Origin of the sequence: Halopenitus malekzadehii, assembly GCF_900108505.1 — an archaeon.
Taxonomy (GTDB): Archaea; Halobacteriota; Halobacteria; order Halobacteriales; family Haloferacaceae; genus Halopenitus; species Halopenitus malekzadehii.
In genome coordinates this window covers 266,683-292,838 of the sequence record NZ_FNWU01000003.1, presented here as the reverse complement: position 1 = coordinate 292,838, position 26,156 = coordinate 266,683, and the positions used below count along the sequence as shown (strand labels likewise).

General features: G+C 66.0%; 27 protein-coding genes and 1 pseudogene. 12 read left to right on the top strand and 16 right to left on the bottom strand.

Going from position 1 to position 26,156, the window contains the following annotated elements; translation table 11 throughout:
• Nucleotides 1-14: 14 nt before the first annotated feature.
• Nucleotides 15-626: a VOC family protein gene (locus tag BLW38_RS08595; RefSeq protein WP_092816829.1), complete on the bottom strand. Its 612-nt coding sequence runs from the start codon at nt 624-626 to the stop codon at nt 15-17.
• A 126-nt stretch (nt 627-752) separates the two neighbouring features.
• On the opposite strand from BLW38_RS08595, the gene BLW38_RS08590 reads away from it, so the two are divergent.
• Nucleotides 753-1,049, top strand: coding sequence for a ferredoxin (locus BLW38_RS08590; RefSeq protein WP_092816828.1), 297 nt, complete (start codon nt 753-755; stop codon nt 1,047-1,049).
• A 3-nt stretch (nt 1,050-1,052) separates the two neighbouring features.
• Here BLW38_RS08590 and hemB read toward each other — a convergent pair whose 3' ends face one another.
• The 3 genes from hemB to BLW38_RS08580 form a co-directional block, all read right to left on the bottom strand.
• Nucleotides 1,053-2,033, bottom strand: coding sequence for a porphobilinogen synthase (hemB, locus tag BLW38_RS08585; RefSeq protein ID WP_092816827.1), 981 nt, complete (start codon nt 2,031-2,033; stop codon nt 1,053-1,055).
• A gap of 113 nt (nt 2,034-2,146) precedes the next feature.
• Complete coding sequence (locus BLW38_RS16250) at nt 2,147-2,311, bottom strand: DUF6757 family protein (RefSeq protein ID WP_177167466.1); 165 nt, start codon at nt 2,309-2,311, stop codon at nt 2,147-2,149.
• A gap of 165 nt (nt 2,312-2,476) precedes the next feature.
• Complete coding sequence (locus tag BLW38_RS08580; protein ID WP_092816826.1) at nt 2,477-3,328, bottom strand: PHP domain-containing protein; 852 nt, start codon at nt 3,326-3,328, stop codon at nt 2,477-2,479.
• A 162-nt stretch (nt 3,329-3,490) separates the two neighbouring features.
• Here BLW38_RS08580 and BLW38_RS08575 point away from each other — a divergent pair, with 162 nt between their 5' ends.
• Complete coding sequence (locus BLW38_RS08575) at nt 3,491-3,775, top strand: DUF5789 family protein (RefSeq protein WP_092816825.1); 285 nt, start codon at nt 3,491-3,493, stop codon at nt 3,773-3,775.
• Nucleotides 3,776-3,928: 153 nt separating this feature from the next.
• On the opposite strand, the gene BLW38_RS08570 is transcribed toward BLW38_RS08575, so the two are convergent.
• The gene (locus BLW38_RS08570; RefSeq protein ID WP_092816824.1) at nt 3,929-4,978 is read right to left on the bottom strand and encodes a DUF5784 family protein; all 1,050 of its coding nucleotides are present in this window, start codon (nt 4,976-4,978) and stop codon (nt 3,929-3,931) included.
• A 171-nt stretch (nt 4,979-5,149) separates the two neighbouring features.
• On the opposite strand from BLW38_RS08570, the gene BLW38_RS16245 reads away from it, so the two are divergent.
• Nucleotides 5,150-5,323, top strand: a complete 174-nt coding sequence (locus tag BLW38_RS16245; protein ID WP_280538038.1) for a DUF5786 family protein — start codon at nt 5,150-5,152, stop codon at nt 5,321-5,323.
• A 175-nt stretch (nt 5,324-5,498) separates the two neighbouring features.
• On the opposite strand, the gene BLW38_RS08565 is transcribed toward BLW38_RS16245, so the two are convergent.
• Nucleotides 5,499-6,845 (bottom strand): helix-turn-helix transcriptional regulator, encoded by a 1,347-nt coding sequence (locus BLW38_RS08565; RefSeq protein WP_092816823.1) that lies wholly within the window; start codon nt 6,843-6,845, stop codon nt 5,499-5,501.
• A 231-nt stretch (nt 6,846-7,076) separates the two neighbouring features.
• Between BLW38_RS08565 and BLW38_RS16930 the strand changes: the two genes are divergently transcribed.
• Together BLW38_RS16930 and BLW38_RS08555 are read left to right on the top strand one after the other, a co-directional pair.
• Nucleotides 7,077-7,250, top strand: a complete 174-nt coding sequence (locus tag BLW38_RS16930; RefSeq protein WP_449404967.1) for a DUF7554 family protein — start codon at nt 7,077-7,079, stop codon at nt 7,248-7,250.
• 32 nt (nt 7,251-7,282) lie between these two features.
• Nucleotides 7,283-7,840: a 2'-5' RNA ligase family protein gene (locus tag BLW38_RS08555; protein WP_092816821.1), complete on the top strand. Its 558-nt coding sequence runs from the start codon at nt 7,283-7,285 to the stop codon at nt 7,838-7,840.
• Nucleotides 7,841-7,859: 19 nt separating this feature from the next.
• Here the strand turns inward: BLW38_RS08555 and BLW38_RS08550 are convergent, their stop codons facing one another.
• From BLW38_RS08550 to BLW38_RS08540, 3 genes are read right to left on the bottom strand one after another with little or no spacing between them, the layout of a single operon-like run.
• Complete coding sequence (locus BLW38_RS08550; protein WP_092816820.1) at nt 7,860-8,621, bottom strand: Zn-ribbon domain-containing protein; 762 nt, start codon at nt 8,619-8,621, stop codon at nt 7,860-7,862.
• Nucleotides 8,622-9,053, bottom strand: coding sequence for a DUF2073 domain-containing protein (locus BLW38_RS08545; RefSeq protein ID WP_092816819.1), 432 nt, complete (start codon nt 9,051-9,053; stop codon nt 8,622-8,624). It abuts the gene before it with no gap.
• On the bottom strand, nt 9,053-9,694 hold the full coding sequence (locus BLW38_RS08540; protein ID WP_021074659.1) for an Era-like GTP-binding protein: 642 nt from the start codon (nt 9,692-9,694) through the stop codon (nt 9,053-9,055). The genes BLW38_RS08545 and BLW38_RS08540 overlap by 1 nt, the downstream gene beginning before the upstream one ends.
• Nucleotides 9,695-10,766: 1,072 nt before the next feature.
• On the opposite strand from BLW38_RS08540, the gene BLW38_RS08535 reads away from it, so the two are divergent.
• On the top strand, nt 10,767-12,833 hold the full coding sequence (locus BLW38_RS08535) for a Cdc6/Cdc18 family protein (RefSeq protein WP_092816818.1): 2,067 nt from the start codon (nt 10,767-10,769) through the stop codon (nt 12,831-12,833).
• A gap of 36 nt (nt 12,834-12,869) precedes the next feature.
• Here BLW38_RS08535 and BLW38_RS08530 read toward each other — a convergent pair whose 3' ends face one another.
• Nucleotides 12,870-14,060, bottom strand: coding sequence for a S24/S26 family peptidase (locus BLW38_RS08530; protein ID WP_092816817.1), 1,191 nt, complete (start codon nt 14,058-14,060; stop codon nt 12,870-12,872).
• Nucleotides 14,061-14,217: 157 nt separating this feature from the next.
• Between BLW38_RS08530 and BLW38_RS08525 the strand changes: the two genes are divergently transcribed.
• Nucleotides 14,218-15,942 (top strand): DNA-directed DNA polymerase II small subunit, encoded by a 1,725-nt coding sequence (locus BLW38_RS08525; RefSeq protein WP_092816868.1) that lies wholly within the window; start codon nt 14,218-14,220, stop codon nt 15,940-15,942.
• A 60-nt stretch (nt 15,943-16,002) separates the two neighbouring features.
• Here the strand turns inward: BLW38_RS08525 and BLW38_RS08520 are convergent, their stop codons facing one another.
• A complete protein-coding gene (locus BLW38_RS08520; protein ID WP_092816816.1) occupies nt 16,003-16,431 on the bottom strand; it encodes a hypothetical protein in 429 nt (142 codons plus the stop codon).
• Between the two features lie 144 nt (nt 16,432-16,575).
• Here BLW38_RS08520 and BLW38_RS16925 point away from each other — a divergent pair, with 144 nt between their 5' ends.
• Nucleotides 16,576-16,665, top strand: a complete 90-nt coding sequence (locus tag BLW38_RS16925) for a hypothetical protein (RefSeq protein ID WP_449404966.1) — start codon at nt 16,576-16,578, stop codon at nt 16,663-16,665.
• Nucleotides 16,666-17,472 carry a DUF7089 family protein gene (locus tag BLW38_RS08515; RefSeq protein ID WP_092816815.1) on the top strand — a complete coding sequence of 269 codons (807 nt, stop codon included), beginning with the start codon at nt 16,666-16,668 and terminating at the stop codon, nt 17,470-17,472.
• A gap of 101 nt (nt 17,473-17,573) precedes the next feature.
• Here BLW38_RS08515 and BLW38_RS08510 read toward each other — a convergent pair whose 3' ends face one another.
• The gene (locus tag BLW38_RS08510; RefSeq protein WP_092816814.1) at nt 17,574-18,152 is read right to left on the bottom strand and encodes a DUF7090 family protein; all 579 of its coding nucleotides are present in this window, start codon (nt 18,150-18,152) and stop codon (nt 17,574-17,576) included.
• Between the two features lie 66 nt (nt 18,153-18,218).
• The gene (locus BLW38_RS08505) at nt 18,219-18,659 is read right to left on the bottom strand and encodes a DUF2391 domain-containing protein (RefSeq protein ID WP_092816813.1); all 441 of its coding nucleotides are present in this window, start codon (nt 18,657-18,659) and stop codon (nt 18,219-18,221) included.
• Nucleotides 18,660-18,814: 155 nt separating this feature from the next.
• Between BLW38_RS08505 and BLW38_RS08500 the strand changes: the two genes are divergently transcribed.
• The 3 genes from BLW38_RS08500 (at nt 18,815) to BLW38_RS08490 (ending at nt 22,676) form a co-directional block, all read left to right on the top strand.
• Nucleotides 18,815-19,492, top strand: a complete 678-nt coding sequence (locus BLW38_RS08500) for a class I SAM-dependent methyltransferase (RefSeq protein WP_092816812.1) — start codon at nt 18,815-18,817, stop codon at nt 19,490-19,492.
• 112 nt (nt 19,493-19,604) lie between these two features.
• On the top strand, nt 19,605-20,543 hold the full coding sequence (locus tag BLW38_RS08495) for an MBL fold metallo-hydrolase (RefSeq protein WP_092816811.1): 939 nt from the start codon (nt 19,605-19,607) through the stop codon (nt 20,541-20,543).
• A 57-nt stretch (nt 20,544-20,600) separates the two neighbouring features.
• Nucleotides 20,601-22,676, top strand: a complete 2,076-nt coding sequence (locus BLW38_RS08490; protein WP_092816810.1) for an AMP-dependent synthetase/ligase — start codon at nt 20,601-20,603, stop codon at nt 22,674-22,676.
• A gap of 6 nt (nt 22,677-22,682) precedes the next feature.
• Here BLW38_RS08490 and BLW38_RS08485 read toward each other — a convergent pair whose 3' ends face one another.
• The 3 genes and pseudogenes from BLW38_RS08485 to BLW38_RS15770 form a co-directional block, all read right to left on the bottom strand.
• The gene (locus BLW38_RS08485) at nt 22,683-24,134 is read right to left on the bottom strand and encodes an aldehyde dehydrogenase family protein (protein ID WP_092816809.1); all 1,452 of its coding nucleotides are present in this window, start codon (nt 24,132-24,134) and stop codon (nt 22,683-22,685) included.
• Between the two features lie 95 nt (nt 24,135-24,229).
• A complete protein-coding gene (locus tag BLW38_RS08480; protein WP_092816808.1) occupies nt 24,230-25,651 on the bottom strand; it encodes a single-stranded-DNA-specific exonuclease RecJ in 1,422 nt (473 codons plus the stop codon).
• Nucleotides 25,652-25,715: 64 nt separating this feature from the next.
• A pseudogene (locus tag BLW38_RS15770) lies at nt 25,716-26,156 on the bottom strand (hypothetical protein); the annotation flags it as partial.

The window sequence follows — 26,156 nt, the reverse complement described above, 5'->3', positions numbered from 1 at the left end:
CTGCGACCGCGCGACTACTCCACGCCGCCGACGCCGCTGTCGGCGTCGGGCGTCTCGTTGCGGACGACCTCCATCCCAAGCGCCTCGATCGCGTCCTCCATATGTTCGTCGTCGACGTACTCCGCGCCAGCCTCGACGCGGGCCTGCTGGGCGCGCGCGAACACCTCACCGCGGCGGTCGTCGGGGATCTCATACTTGTCGACCGCGAGTTCGATCGTGAGGCCGTTGTGGTCGCGGGTGTACAGCGAGTGGAACGCGCCGCGGTCGAACTCGTTGTAGCCGTAGCCGGCGTCGTCGAGCGCGGCCTTGATCTCCTCGAGGCGCTCAGCCTCGATCGTGAACGCGAGATGATGGACCTGCCCCAGGCCGGTTCGCTGCGGATTCGGATTCGAGGGGCGGTCGTCGGTGACGAAGAAGGTGAGGATCCGGCCGTCGCCGGTGTCGAAGAAGAGGTGGGTCACCTCCGGCTGGTCGAGGTTGGGCTGGCGCAGGACGAGCGGCATCCCGAGCAGGTCGCGGTAGTACTCGATCGTGTCCGCGACGTTGCTGCCGATGACGGTGATGTGGTCGGTGCCGACCGTGTGAAACGGGCTGTCGGGTCGCTCCGCGGTGACGTCGGGCTCCATATCCCGGGTAGGGTCCCGAGGCCCTTGCGTCTACCGGCGAGGGCCGTTGGGACCCTCGCATCGACGGGGGAGCTGCTGGCCGCCGCTGTCGGCACCACTATGGGCCGGTCGCCCGAACGTCCCGGTATGAAGGTCGTCTTCGATCGCGACACCTGCATCGGGATGTATCAGTGTGTTGAGGAGTGGGACCGGTTCGAGGAGAACATGGACGACGGGAAGGCCGACCTGGTCGGGGGCAACGCCGTAGCCGACGACGACGAACGGGCGGGCGAGATGGGCGCGACCCAGGAGGCGATCGAAAGCGGAGAGGTGCTCGAGGTGACGGTCCCCGAGGGGGAGGAGTTCGATGCGGAGATGTCGGCGCGCGTCTGTCCGGTTGACGCGATCGCGGTGTACGACGACGACGGCGAGCGGATCGTCTGAAGCTCAGAGCCGCTCGGCGACGTCCTCGGCGAAGTAGGTGATGATCAGGTCGGCACCGGCGCGTTTGATCGACTGCAGCGACTCGAGCGCGACCGCCTCGAGGTCGAGCCACCCCTTCTCGGCGGCGGCGTGTAGCATCGCGTACTCGCCGGAGACGTTGTAGGCGGCGATCGGCCGGTTGAACTCGCGCCGGAGGTCGCCAACGACGTCGAGGTACGGGAGCGCCGGCTTGACCATCAGCACGTCGGCGCCCTCCTCGGCGTCGAGGGTTGCCTCACGGAGCGCTTCCCGACGGTTCGCGGGATCCATCTGGTAGTGACGACGGTCGCCGAAGGCGGGAGCGCCGTCGGCGGCGTCGCGGAAGGGGCCGTAGAAGGCGGACTCGTACTTCGCGGCGTAGCTCATGATCGGAACGTCCTCGAAGCCGGCGCCGTCGAGCGCCTCCCGGATCGCGGCGACCATCCCGTCGGTCATCGAGGAAGGAGCGACCATATCCACCCCGGCCTCCGCCTGTGCGACCGCGGTTCGCGCGAGCAGTTCGAGCGTCTCGTCGTTGCGAACGGTGAGCGTCGGATCGTCGGCAGCGCCGGTCTCGAGCACGCCGCAGTGGCCGTGGTCGGTGTACTCACACAGACAGACGTCGCCGATGACGTAGGCGTCCGTCTCGGCCGTGATCTCCCGAATCGCCCGCTGGGTCACGCCGTCCTCGGCGTAGGCGCGGCTCCCGGTGGCGTCCTTCGACTCGGGTATGCCGAAGAGAATGACCGCCTCGACGCCGGTCTCGCAGATCTCCGACACGCGATCGGCCGCCTCGTCGACCGGCACGCGCTCGTGGCCGGGCATCGAGTCGATCGGCACGCGCTCCGTGGCGGTGGCGTCGACGAACACCGGGGCGATCAGATCGGCGGCGGACAGCGACGTCTCCCGAACGAGCGACCGGACGCCGTCGGTCCGGAGCCGGCGGGGACGATCCGTCAGTTCCATACGTCGGATTGGCCGTCGGAGGCCTTGTAGGGTTCGTTCGACGCCGGAGGGAGCTCAACGACGCCGGGAGCCAGGAATCGCACGGAACGACGGAGAAACGGTAGCCAAGCGGACTACTCCGGCCCCTCGACGTCGACGCGCTCCTTGAGCGCCTCGAGCTCGTCGGAGTCGGCCAGTTCCTGCACGCGCTCGCGGAAGTGGTCCTCACAGAGGCCGACGGTGACGCCATCGGACTCCGCCTCGAAGGCCGCCTCGCGGTCGCAGTAGTGGCAGTACATACCCGATGGTTCGGGACGGACGGGGTTAAGCGTAGTCTTCCGTGCGGGCGTTTACCACGGTCTGGGAGCGGTCGGGCGGGTAGCGAACGGTTCGATCTGGGCAGGCAGCGAACGGTTCGATCTGGACAGGTAGCGAACGGTTCGCTCCGGACGCACAGCGGACGGTCACTCGGGAGCGGGGAGCGCCCGCCGGATCGGCTCGAAGGCCGCGGCGGTGAGCCCGGCCCTCCCGAGGGTCCGATCGTGGGCATCGCTCCCGCCGGTTCGGAGAAGGGTCGCGTCGTCAGCGAGACGGTCGATCCGGTCGTAATCGGGATCGACGTCGGACCCGTAGGGGTACCAGCGTTCGACGGCGTCGAGATCCCGAGCGATCTCGAGGGCCGCATCGGGATCGCGATAGCGGAACGGATGGGCGAGTCCGACGATCGCACAGGCGTCCCGAAGCAGGTCGATCCCGCGGTCGATCGGGGTGATATCGCGAGGCACGTAGCAGGGACACCCGGCGCCGATCAGTTCGGCGAAGGCGTCGTCGTAGTCGTAGGGCGCCGGCGAGTCCGCGATCGCCCGTGCGATGTGGGGGCGGCCGATCCCGGGATGCGGATCGATATCCAGCGTGGCGCCGGTCCGGTCCTCGACGCGGTCGATGATGCGTCGCCCCCGATCCATTCGGTCAGCCTGGAGGCGGTCCGTCTCCGCGTCGAGCGCGTCGGTGCGTTCGACCGCGTAACCCAGGAGGTCGTATCGCACTGCGGGCGCCTCGACGCGCAGCTCGATCCCGCGAACGATCCGAACGCCGTCGCGCTCGGTGACCGGCGCCGAGAGCTCGGGATGAATCCGGTCGTGGTCCGTGATCGCCACCCACTCGATCCCCGCCCGTTCGGCGGCGGTCGGAACGTCCGGAATCGTGAGCGAACCATCGGAGGCCGTCGTGTGCGCGTGGAGATCGGCGATGACTCGCTCGTCAGCGTCACCGGATGGCGGATCGTCGCCGGATCGGTCATCGCGTGGGGGAACCATACCGATCCGTACACGCGTCGGCGGGATGAATCACGGGGGATCGTCGGTAGGTGGGAGGGGATCGCGACGTTGTCGTGTGGTTAATTGACATTAAACAGATCCTGATCGATTTATGATCCGAATGGACAATCATTAAGAACCTGCGGCTGGTACGGGATAGTGATGCGATTGAACGGCATCGACGAACGTCTCGAACGGCACCAGTATCCGGCGACCACACAGGACATCATCACGGCGCACGGGAACGCGCACGTGGAGCTTGCGGACGGGTCCGAGCGCCTCGAGGACGTCCTCTCGCGGCTCGGCGAGGAGACCTTCGAGCGTCCCGAGGACGTCTACGATGCGATCCGCACCGGAGTGTGCCACCGAGGCGTCGGTCGACGCTTCTACTCCGACCGCGACCCTGACGCGCTCGGGGAGAACGGCCCGGAGCAGATCTCCTTTTAAACGACGAAGCGACGCGGACGACGTTTTCACGCACTGGGCGGCGACGGCAACTGCCCAGTGACGGCAACTGCCCAGTGACGGCAACTTCCCGGTGACGGCAACTTCCCGGTGACGGCAACTACCCAGTGACGTCGACTCCACGAGAACGAGCTCTCAGGACGAGAGGTCGATGACGTCACCGACGTCGACGGGAACCGATCCGAGCCGGTACCCCTCGATCCCGGGGCCGGGGCGGGCGCGATAGACGACCGCTGGACGGTGGTCTACCTCGGGACGCTCCGCGAGCACCGATCGCCAGTCGTCGTCGGGGAACGACGAGCAGTCGACGAACAGCGTCGCGCCGCCGCCGTGGGCCTCGAGCTGGCCGGCGGTCTTGGTCTCGACGGTGTCGCGGACGGCAGCGATCGGGGTCCCCGCGGCCCGGCCGGCGACCGGCTGGGGGCGAGTGACCTCCACGAGGAACGCCTCGCCGGTGTCGGGATCCGCGGCGCGGTAATCGAGCGAGTGGCCGGTGGTCACCTCGATCTCGGGTGTGATCTCGTAACCGGCGCGGACCAAGACGTCGGCGGCGACGTACTCGGCGATCGCCGCCCGCATTCGGACGAGATCGACGTGCGGGGAGGTTCCGAGCTTGCCGGCCATCACCGACCGATACGGATCGAGGGTACCGCGCCGGAGAATATCCTCGAGAAACGACAGCGCCGTCTCGCGATCGGTGTCGGGAAATCCGGCGGCGTGATCACGGAAGAACGCCCGGGTCGAGTCGGCGCCGTCCTTCGAACAGAGGACCGGCAGGAAGAACCACGCGATGTGCGGGTACGCATCCAGCCACGATTCCTCGTCCGTGAGCCCCGCGAGCAGCTCCCGCTCGGTCCACCTCCGGACCGGATAGGGAACCTCGTCGAAGCCGTACTTGTCGGTCTTCCAGAGCGCGCTCGGCGTCTCGGTGTTGCCGATCCAGTAGCCGGTCGGTCCCGAGGATGTGCCCTCGGGCGGATCGGCGTCGTCGTCGGTCCAGCAGAACAGGGCGATCGACCCGTCGTCCATCTCGAAGCGCCGCGCCTCGTAGCTGGCCGGCGGGGCGAACCAAGGGGTGCGAGCGGTCGCACCGAGGTTCTCGTCCAGCGGGCGTTTGATCTCGCCTCGAACGGCCCCCTCGCTCCAGGACCGGGGGGCGCGACGAAAGCGAAGCGGTCGTGCCACGGTCGGGGTAGGTCGCAGTGACGCTAATGGGTTCCGATATGACGGACGTCGCCGAGGCGTCGAGGATGCCGTCGAGACGGGAGAGGCGCCGCCGGGATGCGAATCCGAGGGTGTCGACGGGGTGAATGACCGTTACATATATGTATAGATGATTCCAAGGAGATATGTAGCATGTCAATGGGTGCCTATGACGAGGACGAGCACGAACGTCGCGAGCAGAAGACTGGCGTCGTCGACGCCGGCTTCGACGACGAGCGGAACGACTACCGGGGGTCGATCACCTACGAGTCCGGCGAGTCCACCGAGGACCTCCTCAACCAGTTCAAGGAACTCAACGACGAGTGACGGGCTGGGGCATCACGCGGCCCAGTGCTCTTCTGCGGAGACCACACCGGACGGAGCGACGAGCAGCAGCTGTTCGGCGTGACGAGCGGCGACTGTGGCGGACGGTGAACGTGGAAGGCGATGAATGTGGGAGACGGTAAGTGTGACGGACGGCAATCGTGGCCGGCGACGTCGGTCACTCGTCGCCGGATGAACCGGCAGCGTCGTCCGTCGTCTCCGTTCCGGGATCGACGTCACCGGGATCGAGGGCGTCCGCCTCCGGCAGCCGAAGCACGTTCTCCCGGCCGAGCCTGAAGCTCTCGAGGGAGCCTTCCTCGCGAAGCCCCGAGACGACTTGGCTCGTCCGGGCGTCGGACCACCCGAGCGCACTCACGAGGTCCTGTTGTTTCATCCGGCCGCCGTTCTCACGAAGCCGTTTGAGAACGCGTTCCTCGTTGCTCAACAGTTCCTCGGACGGATCGTCGGCGGTAGCGCCGTCCGCGTCATCCGCGTCGTCGACGTCGGTCGAGCCGGACGCGCCCTCGGCGGCGGACGTGGTACCACTTTCAGTCGCGGCCACGTCGGCGGCATCATCGTCGGTAGTGTCATCGTGAGTATCGCTGGCGACGTCGTCGGTAGTGTCGTCGTGAGTATCGTTGGCGGTGTCGTCACCGGAACGTCCGGCCGGGAAGAGTCCGGCGAGGCGATCACGACGGCGGTAGACGATGCCCGCGAGAAGGACGAGGAGGAGCACGAGGGCGGCGCCGACGGCAAGACCGCCGATCCCCACGGACGACGAGGGAACCATCACGACTCGGGGCTCGTCGGCGGCGAACTCGATGGGACCGATCCACGTGGCCGAGGTGGCGTCCGCCTGGTCGGGCGTCGGTCGGGTGACGTCGGCCTCGTAGCCGTCGGGCCACGCGATCGTGAGACGGTGGCCGGAATCCAGGAACAGACCCGCGATCGCGTCCCCGACGACGATCCGGTCCTCGGAGACGGACGCGAATCCGTTCCACTCGAAGGAGTACCGGAGGACGCCGTAGGATTCCGGCAGCTCACGGCGGTCCGTCTCGACCGTGACGTCGCCGATCGACATCGACCGATCGGTCGCGTTCTCGGCCGCAGCGGCCGTCGCCGCCATACGCGTTTCGAACCGGTCGGTGTAGGCGGACTCGTTCGCCGCAAGGTCTGCGCTGAGGTTTTCGAAGGCGGCCTCGCGATCGTCGGTGTCCAGCCGGACACGGTACTCAAGCTCCCAGCTCGCGGTTCCGGACTCGGCGACGTCGATCCGGATCGCCACCCGATCGGCGTCGACCGCCTGCGCGGCGACCGAACCGGATCCACCGCCGGAGGTGGCGGACGAGGCCGAGGAGGCCGACGTCGTCGCGTCCGAAACCGAACCGTTCGCGACGTCCGGGGCGTCGCCGAGATCGGCGAATCCTGGAGTCCCAAGGAACGTGACACCGAGAACGCCGCCGATGATGGCAACCGCGATCGCGACCGAGACGAGCCGGGTCCACGCGGTCCGCGAGCGAGTCATACGGATCGATTGTGTCCCCCCGGCGTATATCGGTTTCTCACGTCGGCGAGACGTGTGTTTTCGCTAACCATTCATACACCGTCGGCGATCGGGACGGCGATCTTTTTGTCGATCGGCGTCCGAACGTCGGGTATGACGGAGGCACGCGAGGATCCAGCACGCTGCGACCGGAAACGAAGAGTACGTCGCGGCCGGGGGCGGGAACCACCTCGACGGCGAGATCGAGGGTCGATCGACGTCGAGGACCTCCTGAAGGTGATCCTCGGGCTGGTGATCGTCTGGCTCGCGCTCGAAATACTCGGGCAACTGGTGAACCTGACGTTCGCGGTGGTGCGGGCGCTTCCGACGATCATCGGGATCGTGATCGTCGTCGTGATCGTCCTGTGGCTGACCGACAACCTGTAACCGACACGAAACCACGTGCCACTCGACGTCGAATGTTCAGCCTCAACGTTCCGCTTCCGCCCGCCGTCGACCGGCTCGCCAACGACCGCCATCCGGACCTGGTCGCGTTCGATCGGATCCGGGAGCGACACACGCTCGTCTGCAAGCGGTTGGGCAGCGACGACATCCGGAGCGGAGGTGGCGGTCGTGACGGCGGACGCGATCCCGGTCGGAGTCGGGACCGCGCCGTCACGCGGCTTCGTGAACGACTGCGGCCGGTGCTGACGGGAACCGACCCGCTGGACCTGTCGATCACGGGGATCGGGTACTTCGAGGTGCCCGTTCAAGGGCCCGGTCCCGTCGTGTATCTGCGCGTTGAGAGCGACGATCTCGATCGGGTACATCGACGACTGTGTGGTGCCTTCGATCCGGTCACCGGGATCGAGGGCGAAGAATACGTGCCGCACGTTACGCTCGCGCGTGGCGGATCGATCGAACGGGCGCAGGCGATTGCTGATTCGGAGATGGATCCGATCGAGTGGCGTGCGCGGTCGCTAACGATCTACGACGCAGAGTTCCGAGAGCCGGCCGGGACGGTCTCGCTCGAGTGATGGCCGGCGACGTGTGCGATCACTCGTCGTCGGGGCCCCAATCGCCGGGCATCTCGATGACGTAACGGCCGTCCTCCTGTAGAGAGATGATGTACTCCTGGCGATCGTACAGCTCCATCAGGTTGAGTTCGTACTGGCCCGGACTGACGATCCGGATGCTCTCGAACTGGTCGTTGAGTTCCTCACGAAGCGCATCCAGTCCCGAATCGGACTCCGCGGTGTCGGCGTCACCGTCGGGGTCAGTGACGTCGTCGGGTTCGGTGGCGTCGTCGGGTTCGGTGGCGTCGTCGGGCCGTGTCCCGGCCACCTCCCGCGTTTCGTCGCCGTCTTGGGGCGAGGAAGTCCCGGATCCGGACGATTCTGAGACGGCGAGTTCATCGGGACTCACGATCTCCGATCGCGCGCTCGCCTGCGCGTCGTCCTCGGCGGCATCGTCGGGGACTTCGTCGTCGGGGGTCATCGTGACCTCCGCATCACGATCCGGAGCAGTCCCGGCGGCAGCGGGATCGGCGGCGGAGCGGGACGATGAACCGGCGTCGGCGGATGGAGACGACGAATCGGTGGAAGCCGACGCCGGTCCGTCGGTCCCGGAGTCAGGGTCGATGGTGACGTTCTCGTCGGTGGTCGGGGACCCCGATCGGTCGGTGCTCGATCCGCCGGCGTCGTCGACCGATCCCGGTTTGAACTGGAACTTGTTCCCGCCGCAGTCGGGACATCCGGAAAGCATCTCCTTGGATCCGTCGGGGAAGACGTGGCCACACGACGTACACTGGTGGGGCATCTACTTGCGGGAGACGAGCGCGCTGATGAGCGTCTCGTCCTTGTGGAGGGTCTGCAGCTGGTTGGCCGGACCGATGACGGTCAGCTTCTGTGCGGACTCACGACCCATCAACCGGTCGAGAAGGGTTTGATCGCCCGCGTCCGATTTCGGGTACGTCTCGATCTCTATCCCGGTGAACTCGTCAGGGCTGATCTCGGTCATCGTCACCTCGATGAGCTTCGATTCCTCGTCGGGGGCGAGCCCCTCTTCGAGGATAACGATGTTACCGTCGCGGACGCCGTCGAGGATGAGCCGGATCTTCTCCATACTCGTGAGTCCCTCCATCCGGGCACCGCTTATCAGGTCGATCCGGACGCCGTCATCATCGCCATTGTCGTCGTCGCTGCCGTCGATCCCGTCACCGCCGTCGACGTTTGGCGTTGCTTCGGGCATTATCCGAAGTACTCCGCGATCTTGTCGTAGACTTCATCCATGTTGTCGCCCTCGAGCGCCGAGAGGGGAATCGTCTCGTGTTGCGGGAAGGCGTTGGCGACGCGTTGGATGTTCGATTCGGGGAGGTCAGTCTTGTTCGCGAGGATGAGGACGGGCAGATCCTGGGACTCGATGATGCCGATGAGCATCGTATTCACCTGTGTGAACGGGTCGGTCGTCGAGTCGAGCACGTAGATGACGCCGTCGACGTCCTCACGGAGCCAGTGCATCGCCTCGGCGACCCCCTCAGTCGCCTCGCGGGAGCGACGGACGGCGTCGTCCTTCTCCATATCGTGGTCGAGAAACTCCTTGTAGTCGACCTTGGTCGTGACGCCCGGGGTGTCGACGATGTCGATCGTGACCGTCCGCCCGTTGCGCTCGATCTCGACGCCCTCCTTGCGGCGAGCCCGGCGCGTTTCGTGTGGAACGTGGCTTTCGGGACCGACGGCGTCGCCGGTCCAGTCGCGGGCGATACGGTTCGCAAGCGTCGTCTTTCCGGCGTTCGGCGGACCGTAGATGCCGATCCGCTTCGGCTCCTCGTCCGCGAACAGCCGGTCAGAGACTTTCGAGATGCTGTCTTTAAGGTTCGTGAGCAGTCCCATCCTGTCCTCCGTCCCTGCGGCGGCGCGGGGATATACAGCACGTTCCACGCCGCTTTCACTTAAGAACTGCGTCAGACACGGATCCAGGTGGACACGGGTCCCTCAGCCGTCTTCTACATTCGTTACCAACCACCATATCATCCGTCACCAAACATCATCCTATCTGTTACCGACCACCCCTTAGTCTGTTATCAACCACCTCTTGTTTTGGTATTAATCACCATTCAACGTTCATAGTCTCCGATCGACGCAACCCCCCCACCCCTTCGTTTCGGGTGGAACTCGATATTGGTGGGGTGGGGGGTGACCCCCGTATATTATAGCGGTGGTTTTATATATGAAAGGTTCAAACAGTACCCGTAATGCAGTAGAAGGTATGATTCAGACATATATTAATATAAAATAAAATTATAGAAACCTATTTTATTAATCCAACCGATCGATCGGTTCCGGACAGCCCCCGTCACTCTAACTACCACCTAACCCACCCCCACCCCTCCACCCGTCTCCAGTTGAAACGAAGGGGTGGGGGGTCAAATGAACGGTAACCAGATCTCCAATGGCCAGTTCTGTATGTTGGATGGTACCTTGTTGAATGGTGTTTGTCATCGTGATAAATATTCCCAACCACGATCCCCAACCACGATCCCCAACCAGGACCCCGACAACGACCACCAACTATGATATCCAACTACGACTATCAACTGCAGCTATCAAATGTGGCGCGTACCAGCACGAGTCATTGTGTGACGCGAGAATTGTCGCCAATACTCGTGAAATATCGGTTTCGATCGGCTCCAACAGAATCGTCGATCACCTGAACCACCGACCGTGGTGCTCTGCCGACCTATCGAACCCCTCCGCTTCCACTGGAGATGGGTATCTCGTCACACACCCCACCACCCTTTCAACTGGAGAGGGCAACGCTTTTATTGGATGTGGACATCTGTTTCGTTTGCATCATCTGGACGCTCCGTTTTGGCCTCCTCCAGGAATACCCCGCCGTTCACGTCTGAACCGCGGTATCTACGCGCCATCTCGGAGTTTTCCACCTGAAACAGGGGGGTTATTGATGGGAACAGACCACACGACATCCGAACACGCACCCGAGACGAGCGACGACGAGACTTCGAAACGAAACGGTCCCGCATCCGACGACGGTCCCGCATCCGACGACGGTCCCGCATCCGACGACGGTCCCGCATCCGACGACGGTCCCGCATCCGACGATGATTCGGCTCTCGCTCCCGACGATCCGGATCCCGTCACGGACGATCCGGATGCCGCCACGAGGGCACCCCCCGCCGACGATCGGAACGACGCCGTCGACGACCGAGCACCCGACGATCGTTCCGTCTCCTCCACTCCTGCCTCCTCTACTCCTGCCTCCTCCACTCCCTCCTCCTCCACACCGTCTCCATCCGAAACGAAGGGCTCCGACGTTGCCTCGGATGATTCCACCTCGGACGCCGCCGCCGACACACCTTCGGACGCCACCGCTGACACACCCTCCGATGCCGCCGACGTATCGACGGATACCGACGCCGACGTCACCGTCGCAGTCGATTCGTCCCCCAGCCGGGACCGATCCTCGACCGACGTCGATCTGGACGGCGTCGTCTTTCAGGAGGACAGCGACGACGAAACCGAAAGCCAGGGACTCTTCGACGACCTCCTGTCCAGCGAGCCCATCTTCGAGAACAAGGAGGTGCTTCGTCCCTCCTACACCCCACACGAGCTCCCGCATCGAACCGACCAGATCAACAGAATGGCGACCATCCTCGTCTCCGCACTCCGCGGCGATACTCCCTCGAACATTCTCATCTACGGGAAGACGGGGACCGGAAAGACGGCCTCCGCGAAGTTCGTCTCGAACGAACTCGAGACTACCTCGAAGAAGTACGACGTTCCCTGCGAGGTCGAGTACATCAACTGCGAGGTCACCGATACCCAGTATCGCGTGCTCGCGCAACTCGCGAACAAGTTCATCCAACAGAATCAGACGGTGATCGCGGACCGGATCGACGACCTGCAGACGCTCCGCTCCGCCGTCGTCGATGAGGAATCCACGGATACAGAGAGATCAACGGCCGCAGACGGGGAAGACACCGACGCTTCGCCCGTCGATACCGACAGTTCATCCATCGACGCCGGTGCGGGTTCGGATCCCTCTCCACTCGATGGAACCCCCTTCGAGGACGTTTCGGCGATCGACGACCGGATCCAACGACTCCGGGACGATGCCGAGGAGATGGAGGAGGTCCCGATGACCGGCTGGCCGACCGACCGCGTCTACTCCACCTTCTTCGACGCCGTCGACTACCACGAGCGCGTGGCCGTGATCATGCTCGACGAGATCGACAAGCTCGTCGAGAAATCCGGCGACGACACGCTGTATAACCTCTCCAGGATGAACTCCGAACTCGACAATTCGCGGATCTCCATCATGGGGATCTCGAACGACCTGAAGTTCACCGATTTCCTCGATCCGCGCGTCAAGTCCAGTCTCGGCGAGGAGGAGATCGTCTTCCCGCCGTACGACGCGAATCAGCTCCGGGATATCCTCCAACACCGTGCCGATGTCGCGTTTAAAGGTGACGCGCTCACCGAGGACGTGATCCCGCTGTGTGCGGCGTTCGCGGCACAGGAGCACGGCGATGCCCGCCGGGCGCTCGATCTCCTGCGGACCGCGGGCGAACTCGCCGAGCGGTCGCAGGCGGAGGTGATCGGCGAGGAACACGTCCGGCAGGCCCAGGACAAGATCGAACTCGACCGCGTCGTCGAGGTCGTCCGCACGCTCCCCACCCAGAGCAAGATCGTCCTCTTTTCGATCATCCTCCTCGAGAAGAACGGCGTCCACAACATCAACACCGGCGAGGTGTTCAACATCTACAAACGCCTCTGTGAGGAGATCGACGCCGACGTGCTCACCCAGCGTCGAGTCACCGACCTCATCTCCGAGCTCGACATGCTCGGAATCGTCAACGCGGTCGTCGTCTCGAAGGGCCGGTACGGTCGGACCAAGGAGATGAGCCTCTCGGTGCCGATCGACGAGACCGAAGCCGTCCTCCTGTCGGACTCGCGGCTCGGCGACATCGAGAACGCCCAGCCGTTCGTCCAAGCGCGGTTCGACAACTAGCCGCCTCGCCACCGTCGTATTGATGCCGTCGCCGAACTACCGACGCCGTCGCCGAACTACCGACGCCGTCCCGGCGACTGCCGCACTCCCGATCGCGGTCGATCCCGCGATCGCTAGCGCACCCGGAGTTCCCGGTACGCCGAACGTCCCTTTCCACCCAAGCGTTCCGGACGTTACCGACTCGATGGCTTCGTCCATCGTCGATTGTCCCGTGGCGACGAGCCGGATCCAGCCGAGGTACGGGAGACGAACGCGCGCGACGCCCGTGATCCACTCCGGTTTCACCGGCGGTGCGATCCCGCTCGCCTGGTCGTAGCGACCGTTGTTGTCGCCCTTCGTGATGAATCCCGAATGTGGTGCCGGACAGTTCTGTACCGCCGAACACGTGTCCGCGCTCAGATATCGATCGTCGGCACGGTCGACCCAGTTTTCACCGGCGTCGACGTGGAACATTGTTCGGTGAATGATCGGCGACCCGATCCGGCCTGGGAAGGTGTACACGATCACCGATCCCGGGGCGCCGAAGGACCGATAGCCCTCCCGCTCGCCGACCGCGGCGGGGACGACCCCGACGTCGTTCGTGGCCGCCGCCGGCGCCAACCGCCCCGGCTCGGTCACGACGATCAGGTCACCCTTCTGCATGTTCGGGTCCATACTCCCCGATTCCACGGCGACCATCGGCGGCCACACGCCGCTGACCGCGAACAACAACGCGCCGATCGCGAGGACGATGAGAACGCTCACGACGACGTCACGGATCCAGACTGCTGGTCCCTCCTTGGCGGTCAGAAACTCGCGAATGGACTCTCGATCCTGCCCACCAGTCGATCGACTGAGCCCCCGTTCACGGCCACGATCGCGTTCACGACCACGCTCGGCGGCCGCCGTCGTTTCCGGTGCCTGCGACGGCCGACCGGCCGGCGAATCGCGGTGCTTGGGTCCTGACTCCGAGTGCGTTTCCTGCGTCTCGGTCCCGCCCGTGGGCATCGCATCGTCGCGGTCGCGATCGATAGCTCGATCGTCGTCGGTCCGATCGTTGTCGGTCCGATCGTTGTCGGTCCGATCGTTGTCGGTCCGATCGTCACCGCCGTTTCGATCGGCAGTTCGATCGTCGTCGTCCGGATCGGTCGTCCGTCGACCCCCGTCAGAGTCGCTGCCGGGTCCCTTCCCGTCGGATCCCGGATCATCGTCCGATGGCTCCCTCGACCATTCGTTCCCGGAGCCCATTTGATTCGTCTTTTGCGGCTTCGGGTTTGAACGTTCTGGCTCCGGGTACGCTCCGGTTCCCGACCGAAGTCACCGACGACTGGTCCAAGTCGTCGACGATCGATCGAAGTCGCCATCGGTCGGCATTCTTTTGTTCACGCCTCCCTTTCAGCGATTCGTGCCATTGGAGACGTCGTCGCGGATCGTGATGGAACTCACCGAACGCGGGTTCAACGCCGACCGCGAGGCGATCACGCTCATCGCCGGAACCGACGACCCACGCGCCACGATCGAGGCCGTCACCGAACGCGCCGATGACGACGCTCTCCGCATCACGAGTGACCAGGTTCGGTCCACGATCGAATCCGATCCCTCCATTTCGACTGGATCCAATAGGTCGACAAACACCTCGACTGAAAGCGTATCTCCACCTGAAACGATGGGGTCGGCGAAGACGGACCGATCGCCCGTCTCCGACGCATCCGACGACGTATCAACCGATGCATCCACCGACGAGGGGAACGTCGCCGTCGACGACACGACGGAGTCCGACCCGTCCACATCGGATTCCCGATCGGACACCGACTCGACCGGATCGACAACGACCGCTTCGAACACGGCTGCGTCGACGACCGCTTCGAACGCGTCACGCTCCGAGACGGCTACCTCGGACGCGGACCGGTCCGACACCGCCCATCTCAGGGACCTCGAGATCGCGAACGATATGACCGGCCACAGCACCGGGACGGGCGAATACGCGGACTTCGTCCGAACGTTTCGAGACCGGTACGAGCGCCTGTCGAAGATCCTTCGCGGGCGCGTGAACCACCGTCCGGCGAGCGCGATCGCGGAGATGCCCGGCGGCAGCGACGCCGCGATGATCGGGCTCGTCAACGATGTCCGATCGACCCGATCGGGACACTGGCTCGTCGAACTCGAGGATACGACCGGAACGTTTCCGGCGTTGATCATGAAGGACAAGGGGATCGCGGACGTCGTCGACGAGATCCTCCTTGACGAGTGTATCGCCGTCGACGGGACGCTGGCCGACGACGCCGGGATCCTGTTTGCCGATGCGGTCCACTTCCCGGACGTTCCCCGAACGTTCCAGCCGAGCTACGCCGACCGGCACGTCCAGGCCGCGCTCATCTCGGACGTTCACGTCGGCTCCCAGGAGTTTATGCGCGGTGCCTGGGAGTCGTTTGCCGACTGGCTCCACACGGAGGAGGCCGAGCCGGTCGAGTACCTCCTCCTGGCCGGCGATATGGTCGAAGGCGTCGGCGTCTACCCGGACCAGGACGAGGAGCTCGACATCGTCGACATCTACGAGCAGTACGAGCGGTTCTCCGAGCACCTCAAGGCCGTCCCCGACGATATCGAGATCGTGATGATCCCGGGCAACCACGACGCCGTCCGGCTCGCGGAGCCCCAACCCGCCTTCGACGAGGATCTCCGCGAGTTGATGTCGGCACACGACTCCCGGATCGTCTCGAACCCGGCTGCGGTCACGATCGAGGGCGTCTCCGTCCTGATGTACCACGGCGTCTCCCTCGACGAGGTCATCGCCGAACTCCCGGCCGAGAAGGCCAGCTACGACGACCCTCACAAGGCGATGTACCACCTGCTCAAGAAACGCCACGTCGCCCCGCAGTTCGGCGGTCACACCCGCGTCGCGCCCGAGGAACGCGACCACCTCGTCATCGAGGACGTTCCCGAGGTGTTCCACACCGGCCACGTTCACAAGCTCGGCTGGGGGAAATACCACAACGTCCTGGCGGTCAACTCCGGCTGCTGGCAGGAACAGACCGACTTCCAGAAGTCGGTCAACATCGACCCCGACTGTGGATTCGCGCCGATCCTCGATCTCGACACGCTGGATATGACCGTCCGGAAGTTCGCGTAGGATCGCTTCGCGGTCACGCGCTGCCCCGTTCCACTCACGCACCGGCAGTCGGTACCGAACCTACTCACGCACCGGCAGTCGGTACCGGACCGTTTCGGCGCCGTCGAACCGTGGACCCGATCCGCCCTCCTCGAAGCCGGCGCCCTCGACGATCGACCGGCGCGTTTCGTCGTCCCGGTCGACGATCGCCTCGACCGCCATTCCCTCCCGGTCCGCGAACCGGCAGGGTTCCTCGAGGAGCCGCTCAAGCGCCGTCGCCTCGCCGTCGAACCCGGTCAGATGCACCGTTCCACGTCGCGCGTCGAACGCGACGTAGGCGATCGGTTCGCCGGGAGCTGATCCTGCGTCCGGTCGGTCGTCGCTCTCGCCCTCGGACACCGCGACGCGAACCGACCGGTCGTGGATGACCTCCCGGGTCGCGTCGACCGGCTGTCCGGACAGCGCGGCGATCGCCTCCGCGTCGGCCTCGACGGCGTCTCGTACGCGCACGGTCGGTGATCGGTCGATGGCAACTTAAACGCCTCGGCAGCGATCACCCTCCCGTCGCCGAGCGTGTCGACTCGGTCGAATCGTCGGCAGGAATGGCTCGGTCGAACTGAATGGATTTAAGCGACCGGCACCCACACGTCCGGTATGAGCACCCCAACGAAGGTCGTCCTTGGAACGGTCGGAAGCGCCGCGGTCCTCTCGATCCTCACGATCTTCACGTACGCCTTCGCCTGAATGTTCTCTCGGCGTGAACTGCCCGCCGATCTTGAGGCGATTCGATCGACGCACGCACCCGACACGCCGGTCCTCGACGCCGAGTCGGATTTCGAAACGATCCCACCGGCTGCGGCGGAGGACCTCGGGCTCTTCGTCGACCGGCTCGAGCCGGCGACGTACCCCACGGAGTGGCTTCCGGCGGACGCGCCCGCGGTTCTGGAGCGCTACTGCGGATCCACGTTCACCGTCGGCGCTCCCGGCGACGGAACCGTCGTATGGACCGCCCAGACCGACCCGCCGACGGTGATCTGCAAACGACGCGCCGAAACCACGCCGGACGAGTTCCTGTCGTTCCTGATCGCCGGCGCGTTCGTCGAGATCGGCGCTGACGTCCCCGAGCACTTTCTCCCGTTCTTCGGCGATCGGTACCGGGACCTCGACGCCGCGATCCGTGGTCCGGATGTCCCGGGCGATCTCACTCCAGTTGACGTCTACCAGGTCGCGAACGCCCTCTTCGACGCCTGGATCGGGCTCCGAACCCGCGAGACCTTCGCGGACTGGACCAGTGACCACGACCGACTCCACGACGCGTGGGTCGACGCCGGCAAGCGTCTCACCGACCGCCTCGAGGCTCTCCCGAGCCGGATGGCTCGCGGCGAGGTGACCTTCCCGGATGCGACCGAGTACGCCTGTTCTGCGGTCCGCCACGACCTCGACCTGCCGACCCCGTTCTCCGCGCTCGACACCGCCGCCTACGCCGACCACGGCGCCGACTACGCGGTTCGATGGGCCGAGAAGACGTTCGCGGCGCTCGAGACGTCCTGATCGCGGTCGGTGACGGCGCCGATCGCCGGCTGCGACTCGGACTGCCGGCGACGCCGACCCCTGACTGCGACTCCGACTATCGGCGACGCCGCTCCCGTCGGCTACGACTCGACCGTGACGGTTCCGTCCTCGTCCAGATCGATGACGACGTCGAAGAGCGTCTCGAACCGGTCCAAAACGTCGTCGTTGTGGACCTCCTTCGAGAGGTGGAACAGTCCCACGGCGTCGTGCTTCGCGAGCAGCTCGAGGATCCCCGCCGCGGCCTCGTAGGCCGCCTCCTCGTCCGCGTAGTAGGCCATCTCGGTGAGCGAATCGATCGAGACGCGCCGCTTCCCGTCGTGGTCGGTCAGGAACCGCTCGACGGAATCCACGACGCCCTCGAGGTCGTCCGGCGAGGCCACGTAGTAGACGTCGTCACCGGATCGACGCGAGTATCCCCGTTCGACCGATATCGTGTCGAGGATCGTCGCGCGCGACTCGTCGACGTCGTAGTACTCGAGCTTCTGTTCGACCTCCCGCGCCGTCGTTCGCGTCGAGACGACGAGAAAGGAGTCCGTGTCGGTTTTCAGAAAGTCCGTGTCGATCCGGTCCGTCTCGCCGATGCTCGGATGTACTAACAACAGCCCGGTTCCTCCGGGAATCGTCTCCGGCGCGTTCTCGATCGCCAACGAGTACTCCATACAGGCGGCACCCGCCGGACGAACTTAAGTTGTGTTGCGATCCGTCTTTGCGTCGTCCGGTGTCGATCAGAACACGCTGTCGGCGGTCGCCGCGCCGACGACGCTGAAGACTGCTCCGATCGTGACTGCCTTCGCCGTCGTCACCCACACCTCTCGTCCGGTCATCCCCTGATCGATGAGGAACGTGTCCGGCGCGTCGAAGAGGAGCGCGAGCACCAGCACCGACCCGAAGGAGACTGTCATCAACGAAAGGAACCGGATCGGGATCCCGGCGACCGCCTGCTCCGTGTCGGGATCGCGACCGGTATCCGCACGGTACAGCGCTGCGTAGCCGATCGCGGCGACGACGCCCGCAGTCAGGATCGCCTGAACGGGATGCATCCCCTGTGCAAGCCCCCACACCTCCTCGGTCACGACGAACGGCCCGGCCAGCAGGAACCCGCCGACGGTCTGTTGGGCGGAGTCGGCGATCCGGAAGTTCGGACGCCGAACCCGTGGCCGCTTCATACGTTCCTCTGCGGGGTCAGCAGTTAAAAACCCGCTGCCAGAGGAGCCCACTGCCGGAGGAATTCACTGCCGGAGGGCATTGCTGCCCGCCGTCCAGAACGTGTCGCTGCCGCCGTCCCGAACCTGTTTTGCCCGTCCCGCTCCGAGACCGTCCTATGAGTGTTCGCGAGGAGTTCGATGAGTGGGCAACGACCGGCAAGGACCGCGGGATGGAGGATCGACACTGGCACACCGCCAAACACGTCCTTGCCCGGATGCCGGTCGATCCCGGTGACGTCGTCGTCGACCTCGGAACCGGCTCCGGGTACGCGCTCCGCGCGCTCGCGGAACGCGGGATCGACCGCGGCTACGGGCTCGACGGCGCGCCCGAGATGGCGCGGAACGCCCGATCGTACACCGACGACGACCGGATCGGATTTCTCGTCGGCGACTTCGATTCCCTCCCGTTCGCCGACGACTCGGTCGACCACGTCGTCTCGATGGAGGCGTTCTACTACGCCGCCGATCCCCACACCACCCTCTCGGAGATCCGGCGGATCCTCCGTCCCGGCGGCACCTGGTACTGCGCGGTCAACTACTTCGCCGAGAGCGAACACACCCACGAGTGGCAGGCGTCGATCGATGTGGAGATGACCCTCTGGGACCGCTCGCAGTACCGCGAGGCATTCCGCGAGGCTGGGCTCCACGTCGCGGCCCAGGACACCATCCCGGACCGGGAGATCGAGATCCCGACCGCGGAGGCGTTCCCGACCGAGGACTGGGAGAGTCGCGAGGCGATGGTCGACCGGTACCGCACGTGGGGCACCCTGCTCACGGTCGGCATCGCGCCCTGACTGGCTCCCCCGTGCCGATAGCGGGGCCACGTACCGAACCCTTCGACGCCGCGCACCGAACTCGACACCGCGCACCGAACCCTTAACTCCGAGACCGCCCCCAGCGATCACAATGATACGTGATGAGACGACCGGCGACTCCGCCGGTGGACTCTCCCCCGGCGAGTTCGAGGCGGTTCGCGGCGTCGAGGACCTCTACTACCACGACACCGGGATGTTCGACGCGCCCGGATACGGTTCCGTCTACATCTACGACACGCCCACGCCCGCGGTGATCGACACGGGGACCGGCGCAAACGTCGATACCCTGTTCGAGACGCTTTCGGCGATCGGGATCGAATCCGACGACCTCGCGTGGATCCTCCCGACCCACGTCCATCTCGATCACGCCGGCGGCGCCGGCCATCTGGCCGATGCCTATCCCGAGGCCGCCGTCCGGACCCACGACCGCGGTGTCCACCACCTCGTCGATCCCTCCCGACTCGTCGAGGGGACGAAGGCGGCCGTCGGCGACCAGTGGCGTCATTACGCCGACCCCGAACCGATCCCGGCGGATCGAACCGGCGGACTCGAGGATGGCGACACGATCGACCTGGGTGACCGACGGCTCGAGGTTCTGGAGGCACCGGGCCACGCGCCCCACCAGGTCGTGTTCCACGAGCCCGGGGACGGCGTCGTCTTCACCGCCGACGCCGCCGGGATCTACGTCCCGCAGATCGACACGGTCACCCCGACGACCCCGCCGCCGCAGTTCGACCTCGACCAGTGTCTCGATGACGCCGCCGCGATCGCGGATCTCGACCCCTCCGTGCTCTGTTTCTCCCACTTCGGTCCCCGGTCGTTCGACCCCGCGGTCATCGAGGAATTCCAGCGCGCCTCCGTCGAGTGGGTCGAGGCGATCCGCCGCAAACGCGAGGAACTCGACTCCGACGAGGCGGTGATCCGTCACTTCGAGCGGACCACCGAACTCGATGGGGTCTGGACGAGCGAGCGGGCGCAGGCCAACGAGCGCCTCAACGTCCGCGGCGTCCTCGCGATGCTGGACGCATAGTTCTCAGCCAATATCCCGTCCCAGATGGTTTATGACGACTCCACCCAACCGCCGAGTATGGACTGGCGGGAGGCGGAACGTGAGTTCGACGACGTGGCCATCGCCGAGGAACCGATCCCACGCACCTTCGATCGGAGTGCACGACGCCACGCCGACCGCACCGCCCAGCAGTACAAGGGCGGCATCGCCGACCGCTCGCTCGTCTCTGGGGGCGTGATCCCGGCTGCACCTGACGGCGAGTACGCCGACCTCACGTACGCCGAGATGCGCTCGATCGTCGAGCATCTCGCTGCCGGATTTCGGGACCTCGGCGCCGACTCCGACACTCGCGTCGCGATCGTCTCGAACACGCGGATGGAATGGGCCCAGGCCGATCTCGCCCTCCTTGCGGTCGGCGGCGTCGTCACGACCGTCTATCCGTCCGCCACCGACGCGCGGCTCCGGTACCTGCTCGCGGATCCGGAAGCGACCGTCGTCGTCGTCGAGAACGCGGCGCTGTGCGACCGAGTGCTCGACGTCCGCGAGGACCTCGATCACGACCTCGAGGCGATCGTCACGATCGACGACGTCTCGAACGCGAACGCGGATGGCGTCCCGGACGCGACCGATATCCCGAACGCGGACACGACCGACGATCCGCCCGTCATCCCGCTTGCGACGGTTCACGAACGTGGCCGTGAGACGTTCGATCGGAGTGCCTACGAGGGATGGATCGACGACATCGCGATGACGGACCACGCGTCCCTCATCTACACGTCGGGAACCACCGGCCGCCCGAAGGGCGTCGAACTCACCCACCACAACCTCCGGGCGAACCTGACGCAGTGTTACAGGCGGCTCGGCCCGCGCCCGGACAAGGGACCCGACCTCCCGCGGATCGCCCCCGGCACGACGACGCTGTCGTTCCTTCCGCTGGCGCACGTCTTCGAGCGGCTCGCCGGCCACTTCCTGATGTTCGCCGCCGGTGCCACGGTCGCGTACGCCGAGAGCCCGGACACGCTCCGGGAGGACTTCGCGCTCGTTCGCCCCACGACCGCCACGAGCGTCCCCCGCGTGTACGAGAAACTCTACGAGTCGATGCGCCAGGAGGCGTCCGGATCGGCGATCTCCCGCCGGATCTTCGACTGGGCGTGTTCGATCGGGCGGGCGGCCCACCGAACCGACGACCCCGGTCCCGTCCTCGCCACCAAACACGCGATCGCCGACCGGCTCGTCTTCGGCTCAGTTCGAGAGGCGCTCGGCGGCAACGTCGACTTCTTCATCTCGGGCGGCGGCTCGCTGTCGGCCGATCTCTGCGCGCTGTATCACGGGATGGGGCTCCCGATCCTCGAGGGATACGGCCTCACCGAGACCGCGCCCGTCGTCTCGGTCAACCCGCCGGAGGCGCCGATCGCCGGAACGATCGGCCCGCCGGTCGTCGACACGGACGTCACGGTCGACGAGGCCGCGGTAAGCGACGATCAGGCCGCCAGTGCTGACGGTGACGGCGACGTCGGTGAACTCCTGGTCCGGGGGCCGCAGGTGACCGACGGCTACTGGAACCGTCCCGACGCGACCGCCGCGGCGTTCACCGACGGCGGCTGGTTTCGAACCGGTGACATCGTCGCCATCCGGCCGGACGGCTACATCGAGTTCCGCGGCCGTGCCGATCGGCGGATCGTCCTCTCGACCGGGAAGACCGTGATGCCGGCACCGATCGAGGACCGGCTCTCCGACGCCGCGGTCGTCGAGCAGTGTCTCGTGGTCGGCGACGACCGGAAGTTCGTCTCGGCGCTCGTCGTGCCGAACGTCGAGGCGCTCCGTGACTGGGCCGCCGACCGGGGGATCGACCGTCCCGCCGACCGCCGCGGGCTGAGCCGGAGCCAGGACGACCGCGTGCGCGAGCGGATCCAGCGTGACGTCGATCGGGTGAACGCGGCTCTCGAGGATCACGAACGGATCAAACGATTCCGACTCGTCCCCGAGCCGTTCACCGAGGAGAACGGGCTGCTCACCCCGACGATGAAGAAGAAGCGGCGGGATATCCTCGATCGCTTTGCCGCCGAGGTCACCGATCTCTACGACGAGGACGCCGACCTCGATGATGAGGACGCCGACCTCGACGACGAGGGTGGCGGATCGGGCGGGGCGTGAGGCGTCTCACTCCAGGTTGACGTTGACGTTCTTCGTCTGCGTGTACTCGTGGAGCGCCTCGGTCCCCTGCTCGCGGCCGTTGCCGCTCTGTTTGAACCCGCCGAAGGGCGTCTGCGGCTGGGTGACCGGGAATTCGTTGATGCTTACCATTCCGTAGTCGAGGTAGTCGGCGACGCTGTGAGCCGTCTCGAGGTCGGTCGTCCAGATCCCGGCCATCAGGCCGTACGGGGAGTCGTTGGCGATCTCGATGGCCTCCTCGCGGTCCGAGAACTCGATGACCGACAGCACGGGGCCGAAGATCTCCTCTCTGGCGATCGTCATGTCGTTCGTGACGTCGGTGAACACCGTCGGCTCGATGAAGTAACCCGCGTCCTTCTCGTCGGGAACGCCGCCGCCGGTTGCGACCGTCGCGCCCTCCTGACGCCCGGTCTCGATGTACTCGAGGACCTCCTCGTGGTGGCTCTCGCTGACGACCGGGCCCATCCGTCCGCCGTCATCGATCCCGCTCCCGAGGGGCGTCGATTCCGCCCGTTCGACGACGCGGTCGACGACCTCGTCGTGGACCGACTCGTGGACGAGCAGCCGCGAGCCCGCCCAGCACATCTGGCCGGCGTTCATAAAGATCCCGTAGTGACACCCCGCCGCCGCGGCGTCGAGGTCGGCGTCCGGGAAGACGATGTTCGGGCCCTTGCCGCCGAGTTCGAGCGTGACGCCGGTGACGTTTCGAGCCGCACGCTCCATCACGCCCTTGCCGACCCCCGTACTGCCGGTGAACGCGACGTGGTCGACGTCAGGGTGTTCGACCAGCCGGTTGCCGGCGACGCTTCCGCGGCCGGGCACGACGTTGACGACGCCGTCCGGTAGTCCCGCCTCATCGGCCGCCGCCGCGTAGTAGAGCGCCGACAGCGGGGTCGTACTCGAGGGTTTCAGGACCGCCGTGTTCCCGCACGCCAGCGCCGGCGCGAGGCTTCGGCCGGCGAGCTGGAAGGGGTAGTTCCACGGGATCACGTGGCCGGTGACGCCGAGGGGTTCACGGACGGTGTAGTTCAGTCGGTCGCCCGGAACCGGCACCTCGTCGCCCTCGATCTTGTCGGTCCAGCCGGCGTAGTACCGGACCGTGTCGATGACCATGTCCACGTCGAGGGTCGCCTCGAAGGGCGTCTTCCCGTTGTCGCGGGACTCGACGCGGACGATCTCGTCCTTGCGGTCCTCGATCGCGTCCGCGAACGACTCGAGGAACCGGCCGCGCTCCCGCGGATCAAGCGACCGCCATTCGGCGCCGCGCTCGGCCGCGTCGTGGGCGGCCTCGACCGCGCGGTCGACGTCGGCCTCGCTCGCCTCCGCGACGGTCGCGTACGGCTCCTCCGTCGCGGGATCCTCGGTCGTAAACGTCTCGCCGTCGTCGGCGCTCGTCCACTCGCCATCGATATACAGGTCAGTCGGACCGGTGTAACTCATCCGCGTGTGGTTACCTTGCGGGCACGTAAATACTGAACGTAATACCTCGCGGTTACCTCTTCTCGGTGCTCCGTTCTCGCCGCTTGCTCCCGCCGTCACTCGTCTCCCAGCTGTTCGCCGACGATGGCGTTCGCCGCTGCCACGAACTCCCGCTGGCTCCCGCTCGGGATGGTCGCGCCGGCGGCGACGTCGTGGCCGCCGCCGTCGCCGCCGACCGATCGCGACGCCTCCCGCATCACGGCCGACAGGTCCAGTCCCTGCCGGACCAGCCGGTGGGACCCGCGGCTGGAGACCTTCACGTGGTCGGCGTCCTTCTCGGCGAACGCGACGATCGGCTTCGACCGGTCGACCGCCGGCGAGCCGATCGCCATCCCGGCGACGATCCCGACGATCGTTTCCCGAATGCGCGATCCGGCGTCGAACCACTGGAGGTGGTCCTCCTCGATGACGCCCTCGGATTTGACCCACTGCAGCCCCTCCGAGAGGTTTCGGCGGTGGTTCCGCAGGAGGGTTCGCGCGCGCTCGAGCGGCGCCCCGCGCTCGCCGAGACAGACCGCAAGCCCGACGTCCGCGCGCTCGTACCGGGCGGTCGCGTTGAGCAGCGTCGAGAACTCGCTGACGTCCCGCAGCTCCGTCCCGGGCTCCTCGGCGGTGAGCGTGTAGGACGTGCCGACGAGCTCCTCGATCCGGCTCGCGGGCACCCCCGATGAGACGGCCCGCTGCAACAGCGCGCTCACGAGCGTTCGCCGCTCGGCGTCGTCCAGATCGACCCAGCGCCGCCAGTCGCCGTCGTCGGCTTTCACGTCGATATCCAGCTCCGAGAGGAAGGCGATCGCGCCCGCCTCGTCGTTCGAGATCCCCGGGATCCGAACGTCGCTTGCGTACTCCAACAGCTTCGGGAGCGGGCGGGTCTGGCGCCCGTAGAGGGCGATGTCGGTCCGCGTCTCGACGACGCCCGCCGCGACCGCGTGGTCGACGATCCCCTCGTTCGCGCCGGTCAGCCCTTCGGTCCCGCCCTGCATATCGCCGACCGCACCCACGATCGCGAGCGCCGCGAGATCCCGGTTGTCGGCGTCGAGCGCGTGCGCGAGGACGTAGCTCGCGCCCGCCCCGGACAGCTCCGACGCGCCGTCGATCCCGAACAGGAGCGGGTTGAGATGGTACTCCGTCTCGGCGTCGGCGGGCTGGTGGTGGTCGGCGATGATCGGCGTGAACTCGCCGGCCGCCTCGTGGTCGGCGATGACGTCGAGCTGTCCCGACCCGAAATCGGTGAACAGGACCGTGTCGAACTCCCGAGACGCGATCCCGGCGATCGATTCCTCATCGAGCTGCTTCTCGAAGACGGTCTCGTGGTCGATCCCGGCGCGCTCGAGCGCGCTCGAGGCGATCGCTCCGCTCGTGAGCCCGTCGGCGTCGATGTGGGACGCGAGGAGGACGCTGTCGGCGGATCGAAGCCGTTCGGCGCAGGCAGCGGCCCGCTCCGCGAGGAGTGGCACTGGTGGGTCGGCGGCGGACATACGCGTTCATAGATTCGCCATCCGGCATAAACGCACGCTCCCGTCGGCTCCGCGTGTGCGTTATTCACTCCGACTCGGGATCGGTCTCGGATCCGCTTTCGGAACTGCCGCTTTCGCCACCGCTCTCACCTGCGTCCTCGGAATCATCGTCATCGGTGTCGGAGTTGCCGTCGTCGGAACCACCGTCGTCGGAATCGCCGTCGGAGCCTCCACCACTCGTTGCGCCTCCGCCGGACTGGCCTCCGTTCGAACCGCTGGCGTCGTTGTCATCCGCATCATCGTCACCATCTGCGTCATCTCCATCGCCGCTTTTCTCACCACCTTCTCCGTTTCCTGAGTTCTCCTGTTCCTCTCCGGTGTTCTTTTGCTCCTCGTCGCGATCTTCGCCTTTGTCGTCCTCCTCGTCGGGTTGTTCCTCGTTCCCGTCGAGCTCGTCGTCAGGTTTGTCGGCGTTTTTGTCGTCAGGTTTGTCGGCGTTTTTGTCGTCAGGTTTGTCGGCGTTTTT